The organism is Acinetobacter sp. S54, from assembly GCF_016624945.1.
Taxonomy (GTDB): Bacteria; Pseudomonadota; Gammaproteobacteria; order Pseudomonadales; family Moraxellaceae; genus Acinetobacter.
The window spans coordinates 559,087-575,754 of sequence record NZ_JACVUI010000002.1; the positions used below are offsets into that span (position 1 = coordinate 559,087).

Sequence of the window (16,668 nt, forward strand, 5' to 3'; positions counted from 1 at the left end):
AAAAGAACTGTTAAAGTGGCTGAACTAACAATAAAAAAGTCTACAATCCTGTTTTGCGCCCATCCAGCCCTGCCCCCTTCCTAATATCAGATTTATCAATATTATTAAAATTCAACTTAGGGTTCACTCGAGTTGAGAAAGCAATTTCTTTTGTCGTTTATTTCTTCATTCGTTTTAGGAATTCTTTTTATCAAACACACTCAATTTGTTAAGATGACATCCGTGAGAAATAAAATGAACCTCGCCAACACGATTGATCCAATTTTGCTCGACAGACAGATTTTTGAAACCAATTTATTTATTATTTGAATTTAAGGAATAAAGTTACATGAATATGAAAGAAATCATGACTGATCTTTCCAGCCACACCCCTATGATGCAACAATATCTTAAGGTCAAAATGGAACATCAGCATGCTTTACTTTTTTATCGCATGGGTGACTTTTATGAACTTTTTTTTAATGATGCGCATAAAGCTGCCAAGTTATTAGGTATCACTTTGACCCATCGTGGTAAAACTAATGGTGAACCTATTCCAATGGCTGGTGTACCTTATCATGCTGCAGAAGGTTATTTAGCACGCTTGGTGAAGGCGGGACAAACCGTTGCGATTTGTGAGCAGGTGGGTGAAGTTACAGGTAAAGGGCCTGTTGAGCGCAAAGTGGTACGTATTATCACTCCTGGTACAATTACTGATGATGCGCTATTAGGCAGTTATCAATCCTCTAACCTCGTTGCCTTATGCATTCAGCAAAATAAAATTGGTCTTGCTTTACTCGATCTCAGTGCCAGTATTTTTAAAGTTCAGGAACATGACTTTAAAACTGAGCAATTGGCGATTGAACTTTCACGTTTAATGCCAAGTGAAATTGTAGTTGATGAAGATTTAGTCGACCAAAACATTCTGGAACAGATTAAAAAGCAACTCGATTGTCCGATTACAAAACGTCCCAATGTTGATTTTAATTTAAATAATGCGCAAAAAACGCTATGTGATCAACTTGGTGTCGCGACATTATCTGGTTTTGGTATCGACCATCTTCCCCTTGCTAAAGCATCGGCGGCTGCACTGATTCACTATGCCAAAGAAACCCAAAAAACTGCTCTGCCACATATTCGCTCGATTCAACTTGAGCAAAGTTCCGATTTTATCGCACTGGATCCTATCACGCGTCGTAATCTAGAAATTATCGACCCACTGTTTGAACATGGCACATCCTTATTTAATTTAATTAATGACTGTCAAACAGCAATGGGTGGTCGTTTACTTAGTCGTACTTTAATGCAACCCATCCGTGACACAGCACTTCTAGATGCGCGATTGGATGCAACTGAGCAGCTATTGACTGGTTATCATGAATCCCCTGTGCGTTTAGTGCTTAAAGAGATTGGTGATATTGAACGCGTGCTAAGTCGGGTTGCATTAGGTAGTGCGCGTCCACGTGATCTGGTGCAATTGCGTCATGCCTGTGCTCAAGTTCCATTTTTGAGACATACTTTATTACCTGTGATTCAGGCTCAATCCTCCACCTTATTGACACATCTTGATCAACAACTAGGAGATTTTAAAGAGCTACATCAGTTGCTTATCTCTGCGATCGTTGAAAATCCACCCGTGTTGTTAAGGGATGGTAATGTTATTGCCGAAGGTTATGATGGTGAACTGGATGAACTCCGTAAAATACGTGATCATGCTGGCCAATTTCTTATTGATCTCGAAATTAAAGAGCGTGAACTCAGTGGCATCTCGACTTTAAAAATTGGCTATAACCGTGTGAGTGGTTATTATATTGAATTAACACGCGCTCAAGCACATCAAGCGCCTGAACATTATATTCGTCGCCAAACCTTAAAAAATGCAGAACGTTATATCACACCAGAACTCAAAGGTTTTGAAGATAAAGTTCTTTCTAGTGAATCACGCGCGCTTGCTCGCGAGAAATTATTATTTGAAAACTTACTTGAAACCCTTAGACAGAATATTGCTAATTTACAAATGATGAGTGCAGCCATTGCCCAGATCGATGTCTTGGCAAATTTTGCGCACCAAGCGCGCTTGCAACACTGGAGCCGACCTGAGTTTAGCCCTGAAATTGGTATTAAAATTCATGCAGGTCGTCATCCAGTGGTCGAGGCATTAAGTAAAACGCCATACACTCCAAATGATACATTCTTAGATAGTCAGCACCGTATGGCCATTATTACTGGCCCCAACATGGGCGGTAAATCAACCTTTATGCGTCAAACCGCATTGATTAGTCTACTGGCTTATTGTGGCAGTTATGTCCCTGCCAAAGCGGCCAAACTCGGACCGATTGACCGGATTTTTACCCGTATTGGTTCAGCGGATGACTTATCAACTGGAAAATCAACCTTTATGGTTGAAATGACTGAGACTTCTCAAATTTTGCATCATGCCACTCACCAGTCTCTTGTGCTAATGGATGAAGTCGGGCGTGGTACTAGTACTTATGATGGTTTGTCTCTGGCATGGGCATGTGTGCTCGATTTGACCAAACGCATCAAATGTTTATGCTTATTTGCCACACATTATTTCGAGTTAACTGAATTGGGTAGTGAAGCAGGTATTGATAATTATCACGTCACAGCCAAAGAAATGAATGGCAACCTGATCTTATTGCATAAAGTACAACATGGGCCTGCTAGCCAAAGTCATGGTTTACAAGTCGCAAAACTGGCAGGTATTCCAGCAGGCGTTATTAAAGAAGCACAAAAACGCTTAAAGATATTAGAAAAGCAACAGCAGCAACATATTCAGGCAGCCGTTCAAAATGATTTATTCAATGCCGTTGATCATGAAATTGAAACACCCATGATTGAAAAGATCATTGAAGTCGAAGCTCAATCACCTGCTCTAGAAATGTTAAAGCAAATTGATGTTGATAACCTCACGCCCCGTCAAGCGCTTGAACAACTTTATTCATTAAAAGCAACGCTGAGTTCTTAATTTTTACGAAACAGATCACTTATAGTGATCTGTTTTACTATTTTATCTCATTGATTTATTAAAGTAATTGACTAAAAATTTTGCTCTCAATATAAATCACAACTATAGGTTTTTAAGGGAACACTTATTTACAAACTTTAGATATCCCAAGTATATAAACATAGACTTAATCTGAAAAATCGAGCCTAAAGAGATGCACTTAACTTATTAGTATCATTTTTAAATTTACAAAGAAAGACTGATCTTTGACAACTTATTACCCTGTTTTAAGGAGGACAATGTTAAAAATAGGATACTGTATTTAAATCAGGAGAATAAAAATGTCACGTGGAGATAAATCGGCTTATACTCAAAAACAGAAACGCCAAGCCAAACATATTGAAGAAAGTGAATTAGAACGTGGACATTCTCAAGAAGAAGCCGAGAGAATTGCATGGGCAACTGTGAACAAGCAAGATGGCGGTGGCCAAAAAAAATCGCATAAAACCACTAAATAGTGGCTTAATTGAGAGTTACTATCAACTAGAGTGATATAAATCAGTCCTTTTCATCAATCCGAATAATAAATATCAATAAAAGGAATTGTTAGTCACCCCCTTTTTTGCCTAAAATACAGCATTCGGAATTAGAACCATATTTTTTAGGTAGCTGTCGCCATGACCTTCGTTGTCACTGAAAACTGTATTAAATGTAAATACCAAGATTGCGTAGAAGTATGCCCAGTTGATTGTTTCTACGAAGGCCCAAATTTTTTGGTGATCAATCCTGATGAATGTATTGACTGTGCACTGTGTGAACCAGAATGCCCGGCTAATGCGATTTTCTCAGAAGATGAATTACCAGAAGGTCAGGAAGTCTTTATTGAACTCAATGCCGAATTGTCTGAAAAATGGGCAGGTAATAATATTACTCAAATTGGTGAGCAGCCTGCTGATCGTGAAGAGTGGAATGGTAAACCAGATAAGCTTCAGTATTTAGAGAAGTAATTGCAAATTAGACCAGCAAACGCTGGTCTTTTTGTATCGGAATCACACATTTCATTGCAATTTTTCCTCATTTTATCCATCCTTTTCGATTAGAATAAGCCCAATTTAAAGTAAGCAATTGATTCTATTATGCCGAAATTTTTGAAGGGTTTGCTTGCCATAAGCCTTGCACCCGTTGTCATGGTTGCCTGTACTACCTCCCCTCAAAAAACTGGAAAAGTTACCTCTTCAACTGGACATCGCATTTATATTCCGCAGGAAAAAGTCACATTAGAACGTCCTGTTCCAGTTAAAACCGTTCCCGCAGCCTATCTGACATGGTTAAGCATGGGCGATAATCGTTCGCGTGTTCAAGAATATGAACGTTTTCTTGAGCGTAATAATGTCGCCAATGTTGTACCTAATTTTGAATTATTAAAAACTGCACGCGACTGGCAAAAATGTGGCCGCTCACAATATGCGGTTCCCAATCGTGAACTATGGAATAATGCCATACCAACCTTGCGTATTTTTAAAGCCTTAGTTGCCCAAAAGGTTTTAACCGATTTTGAAGTCACCTCGGTTTATCGAGATCTGCCTTTAAACCAATGTGCAGGTGGGGCTAATTCATCACGACATTTATTTAACTCCGCTATCGACTTTCGTATTGGTCCAGAGTTTCCACAGTCTCAGGATTATGCATTTATAGAAAATACCAAGTTTAAGCTATGTCAATTCTGGGCACAGCATGGACAAAGTCTAGATATGGGGATTGGTATTTATGCTTCCGGGCAGATCCATATCGATACGCAAGGCTACCGAACTTGGGGGCCAGATCATAGTCGTAATAGTTCAATGTGTAATTATTAAAGGTATTTTTATCTTGTTTGGAAGAGACCATCCGTGTCTCTTTTTTAATATTTAAAATAGTGAGGTTTTGATTTTCCCTTCACTTAAAATTGCACATCTATTAGAAATGGTTAAAATGCTGTTATCTCAGTATAGGTAACACCCGTTATGCAACAGATGTGGACAGACATTGATCACTATATCGATTCACATTTAATTCCCGAAGATCCAAACCTGCAATTTGCGCTGGATAATACTGCCAATCAGGGATTTCCAGATCATTTGGCCGTTGCACCTAATCAGGGTATGCTTTTACAAATGTTGATTCAGATGAATCAGTGTAAACGTGTTTTGGAACTAGGAACATTTGCAGCCTATAGTACAGTCTGGTTAGCTCGCACTCTACCTAAAGAGGGTTATCTGCTGACTATTGAAGGACGAGATACTCATGCTGCACTGGCACAGCAAAATATTGATCATGCCCAATTTGAAGTGCCTGTTGAGCTTAAAGTCGGACGTGCTGCTGATATTTTACGTGAAATAAATCCTGCTACCTTTGAACCGTTCGATTTTATTTTTATCGATGCTGACAAACAAAGCTATCCTGAATATTTAGAACTTACTCTGAATCTTTCACATTCTGGTACTATTCTTGTGTTAGATAATGTGATTCGCGGAGGTGATATTCTGGATCAAAATAATAAGAAACCTAGCATAGAAGGCATTCGCCAGACTTTTGAAGCCTTGCAGAATCATCCTCGTATTTTATCCTGTACAGCCTTACAAACGGTGGGAAGCAAAGGCCATGATGGCTTTGCAATTGCCATTGTAAAGTGATGATCAAAAAACGCTCTTAATTTATTTTTATTTTAAAATCAATATCCTATTTTTATTTACATTGCTTGTCCATATAGTTATCCACAAGATTTGCGGATAACTATGGATAACCCGCTTAAATTATTTAGCCACCAACAGTGGCACAGTCGCATTACGGAAAATAGAAGTTGCAATACTACCCAAAAAGAACTGATGAATTTTACTGTGACTAAATGCACCCAATACGATCATTTGAATACCGTGTTCGCGTTGGTATTCCAGTATATTTTCCGAAACGTCGCCATAACGATAAACAGTGACCACTTCAATGCCTGCATGGGTTAAAAATTCTTCTGGATCTTTTAAGACTTGTGGGTGATCTCCAACATAGAGCAAATGGCATTGCAAAGTTTTAAGTAAATCACTTTGCGCAATTCGATGCATCATCTTGATGCAAGTTGGAGAATACTCATAAGCAAAGATAAAGCGTGTAGGCGCTTTAAATGTTTCACCTACTGTCATAACAGTACAATTTGCACCGCGAATAAAATTTTCAACATTACTGCCAATAGGTTTATTTTTTTCTGCTGCCCGTTCTCCTACACGGCCGATTACAACAAAATCATCTTCTTTTAAAATACTAAAACTTTGTTCTAGAAAATCACCTTTTTCTTGAATCTTTGAACTTGTTAAACCATATTTCTCTTCAATCATTTCAGAAATGTGTTTAAGCAAATTATTGCTATAGTCTAAAGCCAGTTCACTTTGTTTTTGCTCCAACTCAGCAAGCTCTTTGAGCAACATGGCGTTACTCTCAAAACCAATTACACCACTGATTTCACCCAAATGATAACTGGCAGGATAGTAATCAAGAATTTGAAGCAACACCAGTTCACGCTTGGTTTGTTTAGCCACCCACGCGGCAGCTTCTGCAATTGCATTAATGCAAGGTGAAGAATCAATACATGCAATAACACGACTCATAATAGCCTCTCTTCATTAAGGTCTAATGCCTTGGAGATTTTGTTTTGTTATTTTTAACTTAGCATAATTGAATGAAAACTTTGGTAATTTTTTATGCTGTTTAACTTATTTTCTATGAAAAACAATCAAATGATTAAAAAACCAACTATTCTCTATTTCTAATCCAACGTGCGGGATTTCCAGCAACCACACAATACGCTTCTATATCCTTCGTTACCATGCTGTTCATGCCAACCACCGCATGGTGGCCAATCGAAATGCCATCTTTAATGCCAACATGTGCCCCCAACCAGACATCTTGACCAATTTCAATGCCTTTGGAGGTAACTGGTTGTTGATACACTGGACGATCTAGCTCCATCCCATGATCAAAAGCATATAAATGGCAATATGCGGCTATCCGTACTTGATCACGCAAAATGATACCGGCCCGCGCGCCATCCAGAATACAATGATGATTAATCGCAACTTCATTACCAATGTTTAAAGGCCCGTGTAAGGTACAATCCGCTGCAATAAAAGTATTATCACCGATGGTAATTTTGCGTCCAGGTTCTGCAAAAATATGCGCTAAAGGAGAAATAAAACAATTTTTCCCGATTTCAACCGTTTCCATCTCCATCAAATAAGCTTGGTATTCCTTTTGCCATGCTTCTGCCCATTCACGATGTTTAGGTTTTAAGCTCCAATACAACCATGGCATATAATTCAAGCGATGTTTATGCTGTTCACGATATTTGAGTAAACCTTCATCACTCATGCTCAGGCTCCACGATGTTTAATTGTTCTCGTCCCCGAGTAATATCCTGAAGTTTTAATTTTAAGGGATCGATCTGATGAATCTGTAAAGCTGCTTCGACTGTAACTCCTTCACTTGTGTAATTTTCAATATATTCAATTTGCTGATGCTTTAGCTCATACTGAAGAATAGGCCATTCATTAAAATGGCAAGAAAATACAGTCTGTTTTTTTTCAATTAATTCTATTTTTTCTGCAAAGGTTAAACATTGCCCAGCACAACCGCCATAAGCCCGTACTAAACCGCCAGTTCCTAGCTTTACCCCGCCAAACCAACGATTGACCAAAACTAAAACATTAGTAAGTTCATTACCCTCAATGGTTGCCAATATCGGTCGACCCGCTGTGCCAGAAGGTTCACCATCATCATTAAAACGTACATGGTGCCCTATTTTCCATGCCCAACACTGATGAGTGGTGCTGATATCTTTATAACTTTCCAAAAAATCCTTCACTTGCTCTTCATTCTCAACAGGGGTTGCAAATGCCTGAAATCGACTTTTTTTGATTTCTTCTTCAAAACAAACCAGTTGCGCAATAGTAAAAGGCATAACAGCAAAAAAGATTAACAATAAACGCAATATTATAGCGTGAATTAAGAGTTGCAATGACAAAAATCCCCGCAAAAGCGAGGATTCAATTATTTCGTTAGGTCTCTATTTGTATTTACCGTTCGCGCAAAGCCTCTTTTGCTTTATTAAACGGTTTCAATAAATAATCCAGTACGGTTTTCTCTCCAGTACGAATATCCACTGTTGCCACCATTCCCGGCGTGATACTAAATGACTTGCCATCTTTATTATAAAGTTTGTCAGAATCTGTGCGGATATAGACCCGATAATAAAACTGATCCTGCTTCACTTCATCACGAATCGTATCCGGGGAAATCACCGTCACCTTGCCCTTTAACCCCCCATAAATCGAATAGTCATAGGCCGTGATTTTAACCAATGCCTCCTGTCCAGGGTGGATAAATGCAATGTCCCGCGGTGAAATTCGCGCTTCTATCAGCAGTTGTTCATCCAGTGGAACAATGGTCATCAACTTACCATTTTGTGGGATCACTCCCCCTTGCGTCGTTACCGCAATTTCTTTTACCACGCCACGTACAGGTGCTTTAAATGTCGTGCGGTTTAAGGTATCCGTTCGACCGCGTACAATCTGCATTTGCTGTTCGGTATCAGTGTTGGCCTTGGACAGCTCTTCGCGTGATTTGACGTAATACTGGTTACGTGCATCATTGATTTTATTTTGCAGATCGTTGGCTTCGCGTTTTAAACGCAATACTTCAACTTCACTGGCAGCCCCTTTGGCAACCAATGGTTCAGTCATCACCAGTTCCTGTTGTACCAGTTGCAGGGCTTGTTTTAAGCCAGAAACAGATTGTTCTAAATTTTCACGTCTGGAGTTATATAATGCCGTTTCTTCTTGTACCAGCTTTGGATCTTTTCTGACTTCTTCTGGAAATGCCAGTGCCGTCCCATTGACTTCAGCACGTAACCGAGCCGCAGTGGCCTGAGCTGAAATCAGTAAGGATTGTGATTCTCCAACATTGGAGGCAAAGCGGGTTGGATCCAACTGTGCCAGCACTTGTCCCTTTTGTACAATGTCTCCTTCTTGTACATCCAGTTTCGTCAAAATCCCTCCATCCAGTGATTGAATGACTTGTTCTTTGGAAGAGGGAATAACTTTGCCTGTACCTGTAGAAACTTCTTCGAGTTTAAATAACCACGCCCAAAGCAATAAGACCAGTAAGCCAATACCAATAATCCAGATCACTAAACTGGCACGAGGTAATGGTGGCTCTTTGTAGGACACTTTTAAAGCACGTTTTGGGCGTTGTAATTGATCACTCATGAACGTGCTCCTTGTCCTGCTGGAATCTGTTGTGCTGCGGATTGTCCATGAAGAATCTGATCACGAGGCCCATCCATTACTATTTTTCCGTCACTGACTACGATGATTCGGTCAACCAGTTCCAGTACCGCGCGTCGGTGCGTGGCTACAATCAAGGTACGATGTCCAAGCCATGTTTTTAGATGATCAATCAGCATTTTTTCAGAAACGTCATCAATGGATGCCGTCGGTTCATCCAGTAATAAAATATTCGGTTGTCGGATGAGGAGTCGAGCCAATAACAAGGCTTGACGCTGTCCACCGGAGAAGCCCACACCGCCTTCTAAAATAAGATGATCCAGCCCTTCTTTTTTTTCTTCAACAAAGCTGAGCGCACCTGTCATTTTAAGGACGCTGAGAATATCTTCATCGTTTGCCAAGGGGGCGCCAAGCGTAAGGTTTTCACGAATCGTGCCATAGAATAGATGCGCATTTTGATTCAATAGTCCCATGTCACGACGAATATCTGCAGGGTCAATCAGGCTTAAATCCAGACCATCCAGACTAATTTTGCCTTGTACGGGAAATTGCATCCCGGAAAGTAGTTGCAATAAGGTGGATTTGCCGGCGCCATTACGCCCCAGTATGGCAATTTTTTCTCCCGCCTGAATGCTCAGATTCGGTACAATCAAGATGGGTTTCGGATCATCCTGACCATATTGAAAGGCCACGCCTTTTAGTTCGTAATCGCCATAAATCACGGGTTTATGGATTAAGTGGGCCTGATCAGGTTGATCAACCGATTTCTTCATGAGTTCATCAAGACTGGTCTTGGCCACTTTGGCTTGCTGTAATCGTCCCAACACACCGGTAATTTGAGAAATGGGGGCCAGCATTCTAGAGGATAAAATCGAACACGCCACTAAAGCACCGGTGGTCATGTCGCCTTTGATCACAGCAAAACATCCCACGAGAACCACAATCGCATAGGTTAAGCCTTGTATTTTTTGGGTCCATGCCGTTAATACCCCCACAATTTTACGTTGACGCATACTAATATCAGCTGACACTTCGTTCATGTGGTTCCATTGGTTCTGGAAGCGTGATTCAGCGCGCAGTAGCTTGATGTCTTCTATTCCCTGTACGGCTTCCACTAAGATGGCATTGCGGATAGAGGATTCACGCATGCCTTCTTGCGCCAGTTTGGCCAGTTTTTTTTGCACCAATAGCCCAGGCATAATCATTAAGGGGACAACCAGTACCATCACCCAGAATAAGCTACCGCCAATCATCCAGAAAATCACAAGGAATAAGAAGAAAAACGGTAAGTCGGCAATGGCGCTGATGGTAGTGGAGGTCACCAGTTCACGGACGCCTTCAAGTTCACGAATTTGTGAAATGAAGGTACCGGTTGATTTGGAACGTTCTTTATTTTTGATGCGTAGCGCATGGCCAAAAACACGATCTGAGATTTTAAGGTCAGCACGTTTTCCAATAATATCAGACAGGTAAATTCGGGCAATGCGCAATACAAATTCAAAGATGGCAGCCAGTAGTACTCCCCCCGCCAACACCCATAAGGTCGGATAGGACTGAGAGGGGACCACGCGATCATAGACCTGCATGGAAAAGATAATGGTTGCCAGTGCCAAGATATTAGCAATTAAGGAGGCAAACATGATATCCACATAGCGTTTCCAGTCTTTAAGGACAATCGACCAGAACCAGCTTGCTTCATAGGGTTTGATATATTCATCAACGCGAGCGTCTGGAATCGAGCTTTCCGGACGAACGATATAGATGTGTTTAATCAGGGTATTGAGTTGATCCACGGTAAAGCTTTGGGCCAGGCCTTGTTCTCCACTGAGTTGGATGCTGATATGGCCTTCTCCATCCGCCTTGTCTATGACACCCACCTGCCCATCATTAAATTCGGCAATCACAGGCAATCGCCATGGATTGAGTAATTCTGCCGAAAACTTGAGTTTGCGGAACTTGAGTCCCATTTGACGGCAAATCAGTAACAGCACATCATCAATGTTATGGTTCTGGTTCCAGTCCAGTTGTAATCGGATGCGTTCTTCTGACGGTTCAATTCGGTAGTGTTTGGCAATCACAAGGACGGATTGTAACCACGGCTGATAGTTAAGTGCTTGACTCATGGTTGTACCTCAAATCCCTGAATTGAAATATGGTTAAGTTGATAGGCCTGACGAGTGCGTCCTGTGGTCTGGATAAATTGAACCAGACTGTTGTAAATGTCATAACGTGCTGTTTCAAGCTCGTTATTCGCCGAATGGATCGCCATTTCTGCATTGAGTAAATCCAGTACTGAACGCGTTCCCAGTTTATATTGTTCTTGATAAAGTTCCCGGGTTCTGACCGTAGTCGCCTGTCTTTCTGAAAGGACCTGGATTTGTCTTTGTTTGTTTTCGATGTTTTCTCGTGTGGTGCGTAGTTGGTCAAGTACGTCCAGATAAACTGAGTTAACTTTGGAACGTGCGGCTTCTTCTGCATAGCTGGCAGATCTGACCTGCGCCGAAACAGCTCCCCCCTGATAAAAGTTGCTACTCGCTTCCAGCATCACCGCACTATAGAGTCCATTATCTTTATCATTGTTTGGATTAACGCCATTCAAAGCCTGACTTAAGGATCCTTTGACTGATAAGGTCGGATATAGGCTTAATTGGGTTTGTTTTTTCTGCGATTTGGCAACTTCAACTTCGGCCTGTGCCGCAATCATTTTGGGGATGGTATTAAATTCTGGATCTTGAAACAGATCAGAGGATTTCACCAAATCATCAGGAATCGTCCAGTTTTTATTGCTGACATCAAATCCTAGTAAGGTGCGTAGACGCTGTTGGTATTGTCTTAATAAGGATTGTTCAGCAATCAGACTCGATTGCGCCGATTGTAGATAGGATTCGGCTTGTATGGGATCGGCCTGACTGCTAATTCCTGCATTGGCGCGCATGTTGGCAATATCCAGAATTTTTTGGATGCCGATGACTTGTTGTTCTCCAATCTGGCTAATGCGTTTATAGCGTTCAATGTTAATGACGGCAGAGGCAACCTGATAGGCAATATCATCAATGCTGACCAAAACGTTGGCCTGCTCCACAATCAATTTGGCTTTCTGGGTATCAACACTGGATTTGACTTTACCAAAGTCATAAAGCAGTTGAGTTGCGCTTAGGGTCAGTAACTGGCGACCACGTTCACCTGTCGTCAAATCACCGGTACTCACTCCCCCGGTCAGTTGCGGATAGTATTGGGCTTTGGCAACATCAATATTGGAGTTTTGGGCGGCTAGTGTAGAAATACTTTGGCTAATTTCAGGGTTACGTTGAATGCCAAGTTGAATCGCGTCAATGAGATTAATTTGCCGATTCGAACTGGAATTGTCTGGATAAGCTTGTAGTGCCGTGTTTGAACGTATCCCCACCACAGGCAACCGATCCAGTTTTGAGGTATCCACCTGAAAGTTGGACAAGTCCTTAAATTGCACTTTATTAAAGTCTTCATCAGAATGAGGGCTAAACAAATTTTCTATGTTTTGTTTAATTGACTTACCTGTCGTTGTGGGAGAATCTGCATAGCTGATCGGTACATACAAACTACACCATAAATAAAAAGGAATTCTTATAAAGTGTCGCCATTTGTTCATTCTTTTGTTCCAGAATTTGAAACTTATATCCAAGTCAAAAATTGTACTTGATTTGAAGTAAAACTTTATCATTCCAATAAATTTTATTTCACTATTAAAAAAACTGCCTCATGACTGAAGCAGTTTTTAAAAACATTTTAATTAGATCTAACCAATGATGATTTGATGATTATTGAGTAAGTCCTGCAAGTTCACTTCAGTTGTTGTGTGATTTTGTAATACAACAAGCTCAGACCAGTTTTGTACACTATCTTGCATTCCATTACGATCAACAGAAAGAATGACATCACTACCATTTTGGGTAAATTTAATATAATTAGAAATATTACTATTATTTGCTAATAACCCATCAAAAAAACTGGCGCCAAATTTGAGAACATCGGCGTTACCATCGGTCGTCACATTCCCAACATGGAAATCCATCCACGTATCACGACCATTTCCAGCATTAGTATCAGCAGTATTTAGAACATTATAAACAACAGTATCGTTACCTTGTCCAGTCGATAAGATATCATTACCGGCGCCACCATTTAGCGTATCATTTCCGCCTTGACCATATAAAATATCATTACCTGCACCACCATTTAGCGTATCGTTTCCACCTCTAGTATCAGTGGCAACATTGAATTCACTGTAGTGATCTTTAATATACTGATATTTTTCTAAATCCGTAGGTGTATGACCCAAAATAACTTGTAAATGTTTATCTAAGGCGGCCATACCTGACCCTAATGCATCAGGTTGGCTCGCAGAATTAAAGTTACGAGTACCGCCAAAAGTAAGTGCATCGGTATTGATAACATCACCAAAAATAATATCGTTACCATCACCGCCATTAATCGTATCATTGCCTACAGCATTTAAAGTTGGATATAAGCCCCCTGCTTGTAAAGCATATTGTAATTGATCTGCTGTCATTACAATATCAGGCTCTCCACCAGACCCTGTCACGGTATCACTACCCGCACTCACATTCCATTGAAGATCGTCAATTTGTGCCTGATAATTTGCACTACCATTTTTATCCTCTACAGTAAATACAAAACGATAAGTACCTTCACTGCTAATAATACCTGTTTGCATAGTTAGTGCAGTTGAATTAGTAGCATGATCATTTGCAGAAGCATTCGAACCTGTTTCGACACTAGTCCAAGTCCCATCATTATTTTTCTTCTGTAGAGTCCAAGTAAAGCTATCATTTGCAGTCCAGTTTTGCTGTGTATAACTAAATGAAATATACCCTTTAGATACCTTAGTGTTATCTACAGTAATCTCAGGCCCTTCATATACGGCTGCTTTACCATTTGCGGCTACATTGTCTTTTAATACAAGACGACCATTACTTGAGCTAGAGGCTGTAACTACACCATCTGTATTGCCTGACTGCACTTTCCAATTGCTACGTGTACTTAAACCTGTATCATTATTGAAATTGGCTATTGTAGTCGCTGTCGGTACATTACTAGTGCCCACATCAACAGTAATATTGCCAACGGAATCAGTATTATCAAAAAGTTGCAACCATGATTTATCAACAGCATTACCAATCCCAATTGCGTTGACTTTACTAATATTACCTAAGCCAGCATTGCCAGAAGTTTGATTTAAACCATGATCAAACGTAGTTTTTGATTCGCTAAGCTTAGTGACAGTAGTAGTTGTGCCATCACCATCATTTGTTTCACTAGTTCCATTCATGCGAGATGTTGGATCACCATCTGTTATAAAGAATGTCAGGTTTTGATAATTATTTACTGTATTAGCAGCACCCGTTGTTTTATTTACAGCTGTTGCAGATAAACTCTTAAACCAATCCACTGTTTTACCAAAAGCAGCTTCGTAGTTTGTACCACCTTGTGCAACTAAATTTGAAATTGCTGTATCTATTGCGCTCCAGTTTCCACTTTTTACATCGCTAATATTGATTCTAATATCGGTAGAATTCCCACTTTGCCCACTTGCAGAAGAAAATGAAATAAGACCTAAATTAATTTCTCCACCTTTATCCGTGCCCTCAGCATCAGCGAAAGGTAGAACAATATTTTGGATATACTGCTTTAATCCTGCTTTTAATAAATTAATACGTTCATTTGCTGATCCTGCATTTTGATCCAAATTATAAGCCATACTTCCAGAAATATCTAAAATGAAAGCAATATTATAATTTGTACCAGGAACAAGAGTTGTTTTTACTCCGCCAGAATCTCCCAGTAAAACATCATCACCATTTCCACCATTAATTGTATTATCGCCATTATTTGCATTCGAACCAGGAGTTCCTGGGGCGACAATACTACTTACATCAATTTTAGTCGTTGCAATGTTACTGTCTGCACCACCAATATCCGTAATTTTGACTGAAATTTCTCGAGTAACCACAGATGTAGTTGTACCAGAGCTTGTACTAAATGTAATCGCTTTGATCGCAGATTCATAATTAGCAAGTGTGCTAGTTCCCGTTAAAGTAATAGTATTTCCAGATAAACTAGCTGAAATACCATTTGGTAATGAACCAGCTTGTAATAAATCTCCTGATTGAGCATTCGTTAATGTAATTGTTGCTCCTGAAATTTGTTGACTAACTGTTGCTGCATCGACATCTGTAATTTTAATATCCGTATCTGCTATAGAAATAGCAGCTGCTCCTGCGAGGTAATTAGTACGATAATTACTACCTGTTTCACCTGAGCTGTTATTAAGATCTAAGTCAAGGACCGGCGCATCGTTCACCGCTGTAACAGTCAATGTTAGGGTACTATTGCTAGTTAACTTGCCATCACTCACGGTATAAGTCACCACGGGAACTGAACCATTATAGTTTGCAGCTGGCACAAAACTGTAGCTACCATTTGCATTAATAGTCAGTTGGCCTACACCTGCAATTGCGGCAGTTTGACCGGCTGTAAATGTGCCCGCTATTCCAGTAACTGTAAACTGAGTAACATTTAATGTATCACCTTCTACATCTGTATCATTCGACAGTAAACCATTCGATACACTTACTGTGAGAGTAGTATCTTCTGCTGTCGTATTGGTGTCTGCAACCGCAACCGGTGCATCATTGACCGGAGTCACGTTGATCTGGACAGTGACGGTGTTGCCATCCGCTGTGCCATCGTTGGCTTTATAGCTGAAGCTGTCGCTGGTGCTTTCGCTGCCATCATGCACATAGCTAAAGGTGCCGTCTGAATTCAGGGTCAGGCTGCCGTGCGCAGGACCGCTTACCAGTACTGCGCTTAAAAGATCGTTTTCTGCATCGCTGTCGTTGCTCAGTACGCTGCTTGCACCCCCCACCAAGATGCTGGCCGTGCCACCTTCGTTGACGTTGATCGTGTCTGCAACCGCAACCGGTGCATCATTGACCGGAGTCACGTTGATCTGGACAGTGACGGTGTTGCCATCCGCTGTGCCATCGTTGGCTTTATAGCTGAAGCTGTCGCTGGTGCTTTCGCTGCCATCATGCACATAGCTAAAGGTGCCGTCTGCATTCAGGGTCAGGCTGCCGTGCGCAGGACCGCTTACCAGTACTGCGCTTAAAAGATCGTTTTCTGCATCGCTGTCGTTGCTCAGTACGCTGCTTGCACCCCCCACCAAGATGCTGGCCGTGCCACCTTCGTTGACGTTGATCGTGTCTGCAACCGCAACCGGTGCATCATTGACCGGAGTCACGTTGATCTGGACAGTGACGGTGTTGCCATCCGCTGTGCCATCGTTGGCTTTATAGCTGAAGCTGTCGCTGGTGCTTTCGCTGCCATCATGCACATAGCTAAAGGTGCCGTCTG

At 40.9% G+C, this 16,668-nt stretch carries 12 protein-coding genes; 5 read left to right on the forward strand and 7 right to left on the reverse strand.

What is annotated here, in order from left to right:
• Nucleotides 1–328: 328 nt before the first annotated feature.
• The 5 genes from mutS (at nt 329) to IAE20_RS05615 (ending at nt 5,619) form a co-directional block, all read left to right on the forward strand.
• Nucleotides 329–2,968 carry a DNA mismatch repair protein MutS gene (gene mutS / locus IAE20_RS05595; protein ID WP_200481412.1) on the forward strand — a complete coding sequence of 880 codons (2,640 nt, stop codon included), beginning with the start codon at nt 329–331 and terminating at the stop codon, nt 2,966–2,968.
• Between the two features lie 320 nt (nt 2,969–3,288).
• A complete protein-coding gene (locus tag IAE20_RS05600; RefSeq protein WP_200459830.1) occupies nt 3,289–3,465 on the forward strand; it encodes a hypothetical protein in 177 nt (58 codons plus the stop codon).
• Nucleotides 3,466–3,624: 159 nt separating this feature from the next.
• On the forward strand, nt 3,625–3,954 hold the full coding sequence (fdxA, locus tag IAE20_RS05605) for a ferredoxin FdxA (protein ID WP_004652744.1): 330 nt from the start codon (nt 3,625–3,627) through the stop codon (nt 3,952–3,954).
• 129 nt (nt 3,955–4,083) lie between these two features.
• Nucleotides 4,084–4,803: a D-Ala-D-Ala carboxypeptidase family metallohydrolase gene (locus IAE20_RS05610; RefSeq protein WP_200481413.1), complete on the forward strand. Its 720-nt coding sequence runs from the start codon at nt 4,084–4,086 to the stop codon at nt 4,801–4,803.
• A 147-nt stretch (nt 4,804–4,950) separates the two neighbouring features.
• A complete protein-coding gene (locus IAE20_RS05615) occupies nt 4,951–5,619 on the forward strand; it encodes an O-methyltransferase (RefSeq protein WP_200481414.1) in 669 nt (222 codons plus the stop codon).
• 120 nt (nt 5,620–5,739) lie between these two features.
• Here the strand turns inward: IAE20_RS05615 and IAE20_RS05620 are convergent, their stop codons facing one another.
• The 7 genes from IAE20_RS05620 to IAE20_RS05650 form a co-directional block, all read right to left on the reverse strand.
• Nucleotides 5,740–6,582, reverse strand: coding sequence for a universal stress protein (locus IAE20_RS05620; RefSeq protein WP_200481415.1), 843 nt, complete (start codon nt 6,580–6,582; stop codon nt 5,740–5,742).
• A 145-nt stretch (nt 6,583–6,727) separates the two neighbouring features.
• Nucleotides 6,728–7,342 (reverse strand): acyltransferase, encoded by a 615-nt coding sequence (locus IAE20_RS05625; protein ID WP_200481416.1) that lies wholly within the window; start codon nt 7,340–7,342, stop codon nt 6,728–6,730.
• Nucleotides 7,335–7,931 (reverse strand): IMPACT family protein, encoded by a 597-nt coding sequence (locus tag IAE20_RS05630; protein WP_200481437.1) that lies wholly within the window; start codon nt 7,929–7,931, stop codon nt 7,335–7,337. The genes IAE20_RS05625 and IAE20_RS05630 overlap by 8 nt, the downstream gene beginning before the upstream one ends.
• Before the next feature lie 115 nt (nt 7,932–8,046).
• Nucleotides 8,047–9,237 carry an HlyD family type I secretion periplasmic adaptor subunit gene (locus tag IAE20_RS05635; RefSeq protein WP_200481417.1) on the reverse strand — a complete coding sequence of 397 codons (1,191 nt, stop codon included), beginning with the start codon at nt 9,235–9,237 and terminating at the stop codon, nt 8,047–8,049.
• Nucleotides 9,234–11,378, reverse strand: a complete 2,145-nt coding sequence (locus IAE20_RS05640; protein WP_200481418.1) for a type I secretion system permease/ATPase — start codon at nt 11,376–11,378, stop codon at nt 9,234–9,236. The genes IAE20_RS05635 and IAE20_RS05640 overlap by 4 nt, the downstream gene beginning before the upstream one ends.
• Nucleotides 11,375–12,883, reverse strand: coding sequence for a TolC family outer membrane protein (locus tag IAE20_RS05645; protein WP_200481419.1), 1,509 nt, complete (start codon nt 12,881–12,883; stop codon nt 11,375–11,377). The genes IAE20_RS05640 and IAE20_RS05645 overlap by 4 nt, the downstream gene beginning before the upstream one ends.
• A gap of 147 nt (nt 12,884–13,030) precedes the next feature.
• Nucleotides 13,031–16,668: tandem-95 repeat protein (locus tag IAE20_RS05650; protein ID WP_200529616.1), on the reverse strand; the 3,638-nt coding region annotated here is incomplete at its 5' end.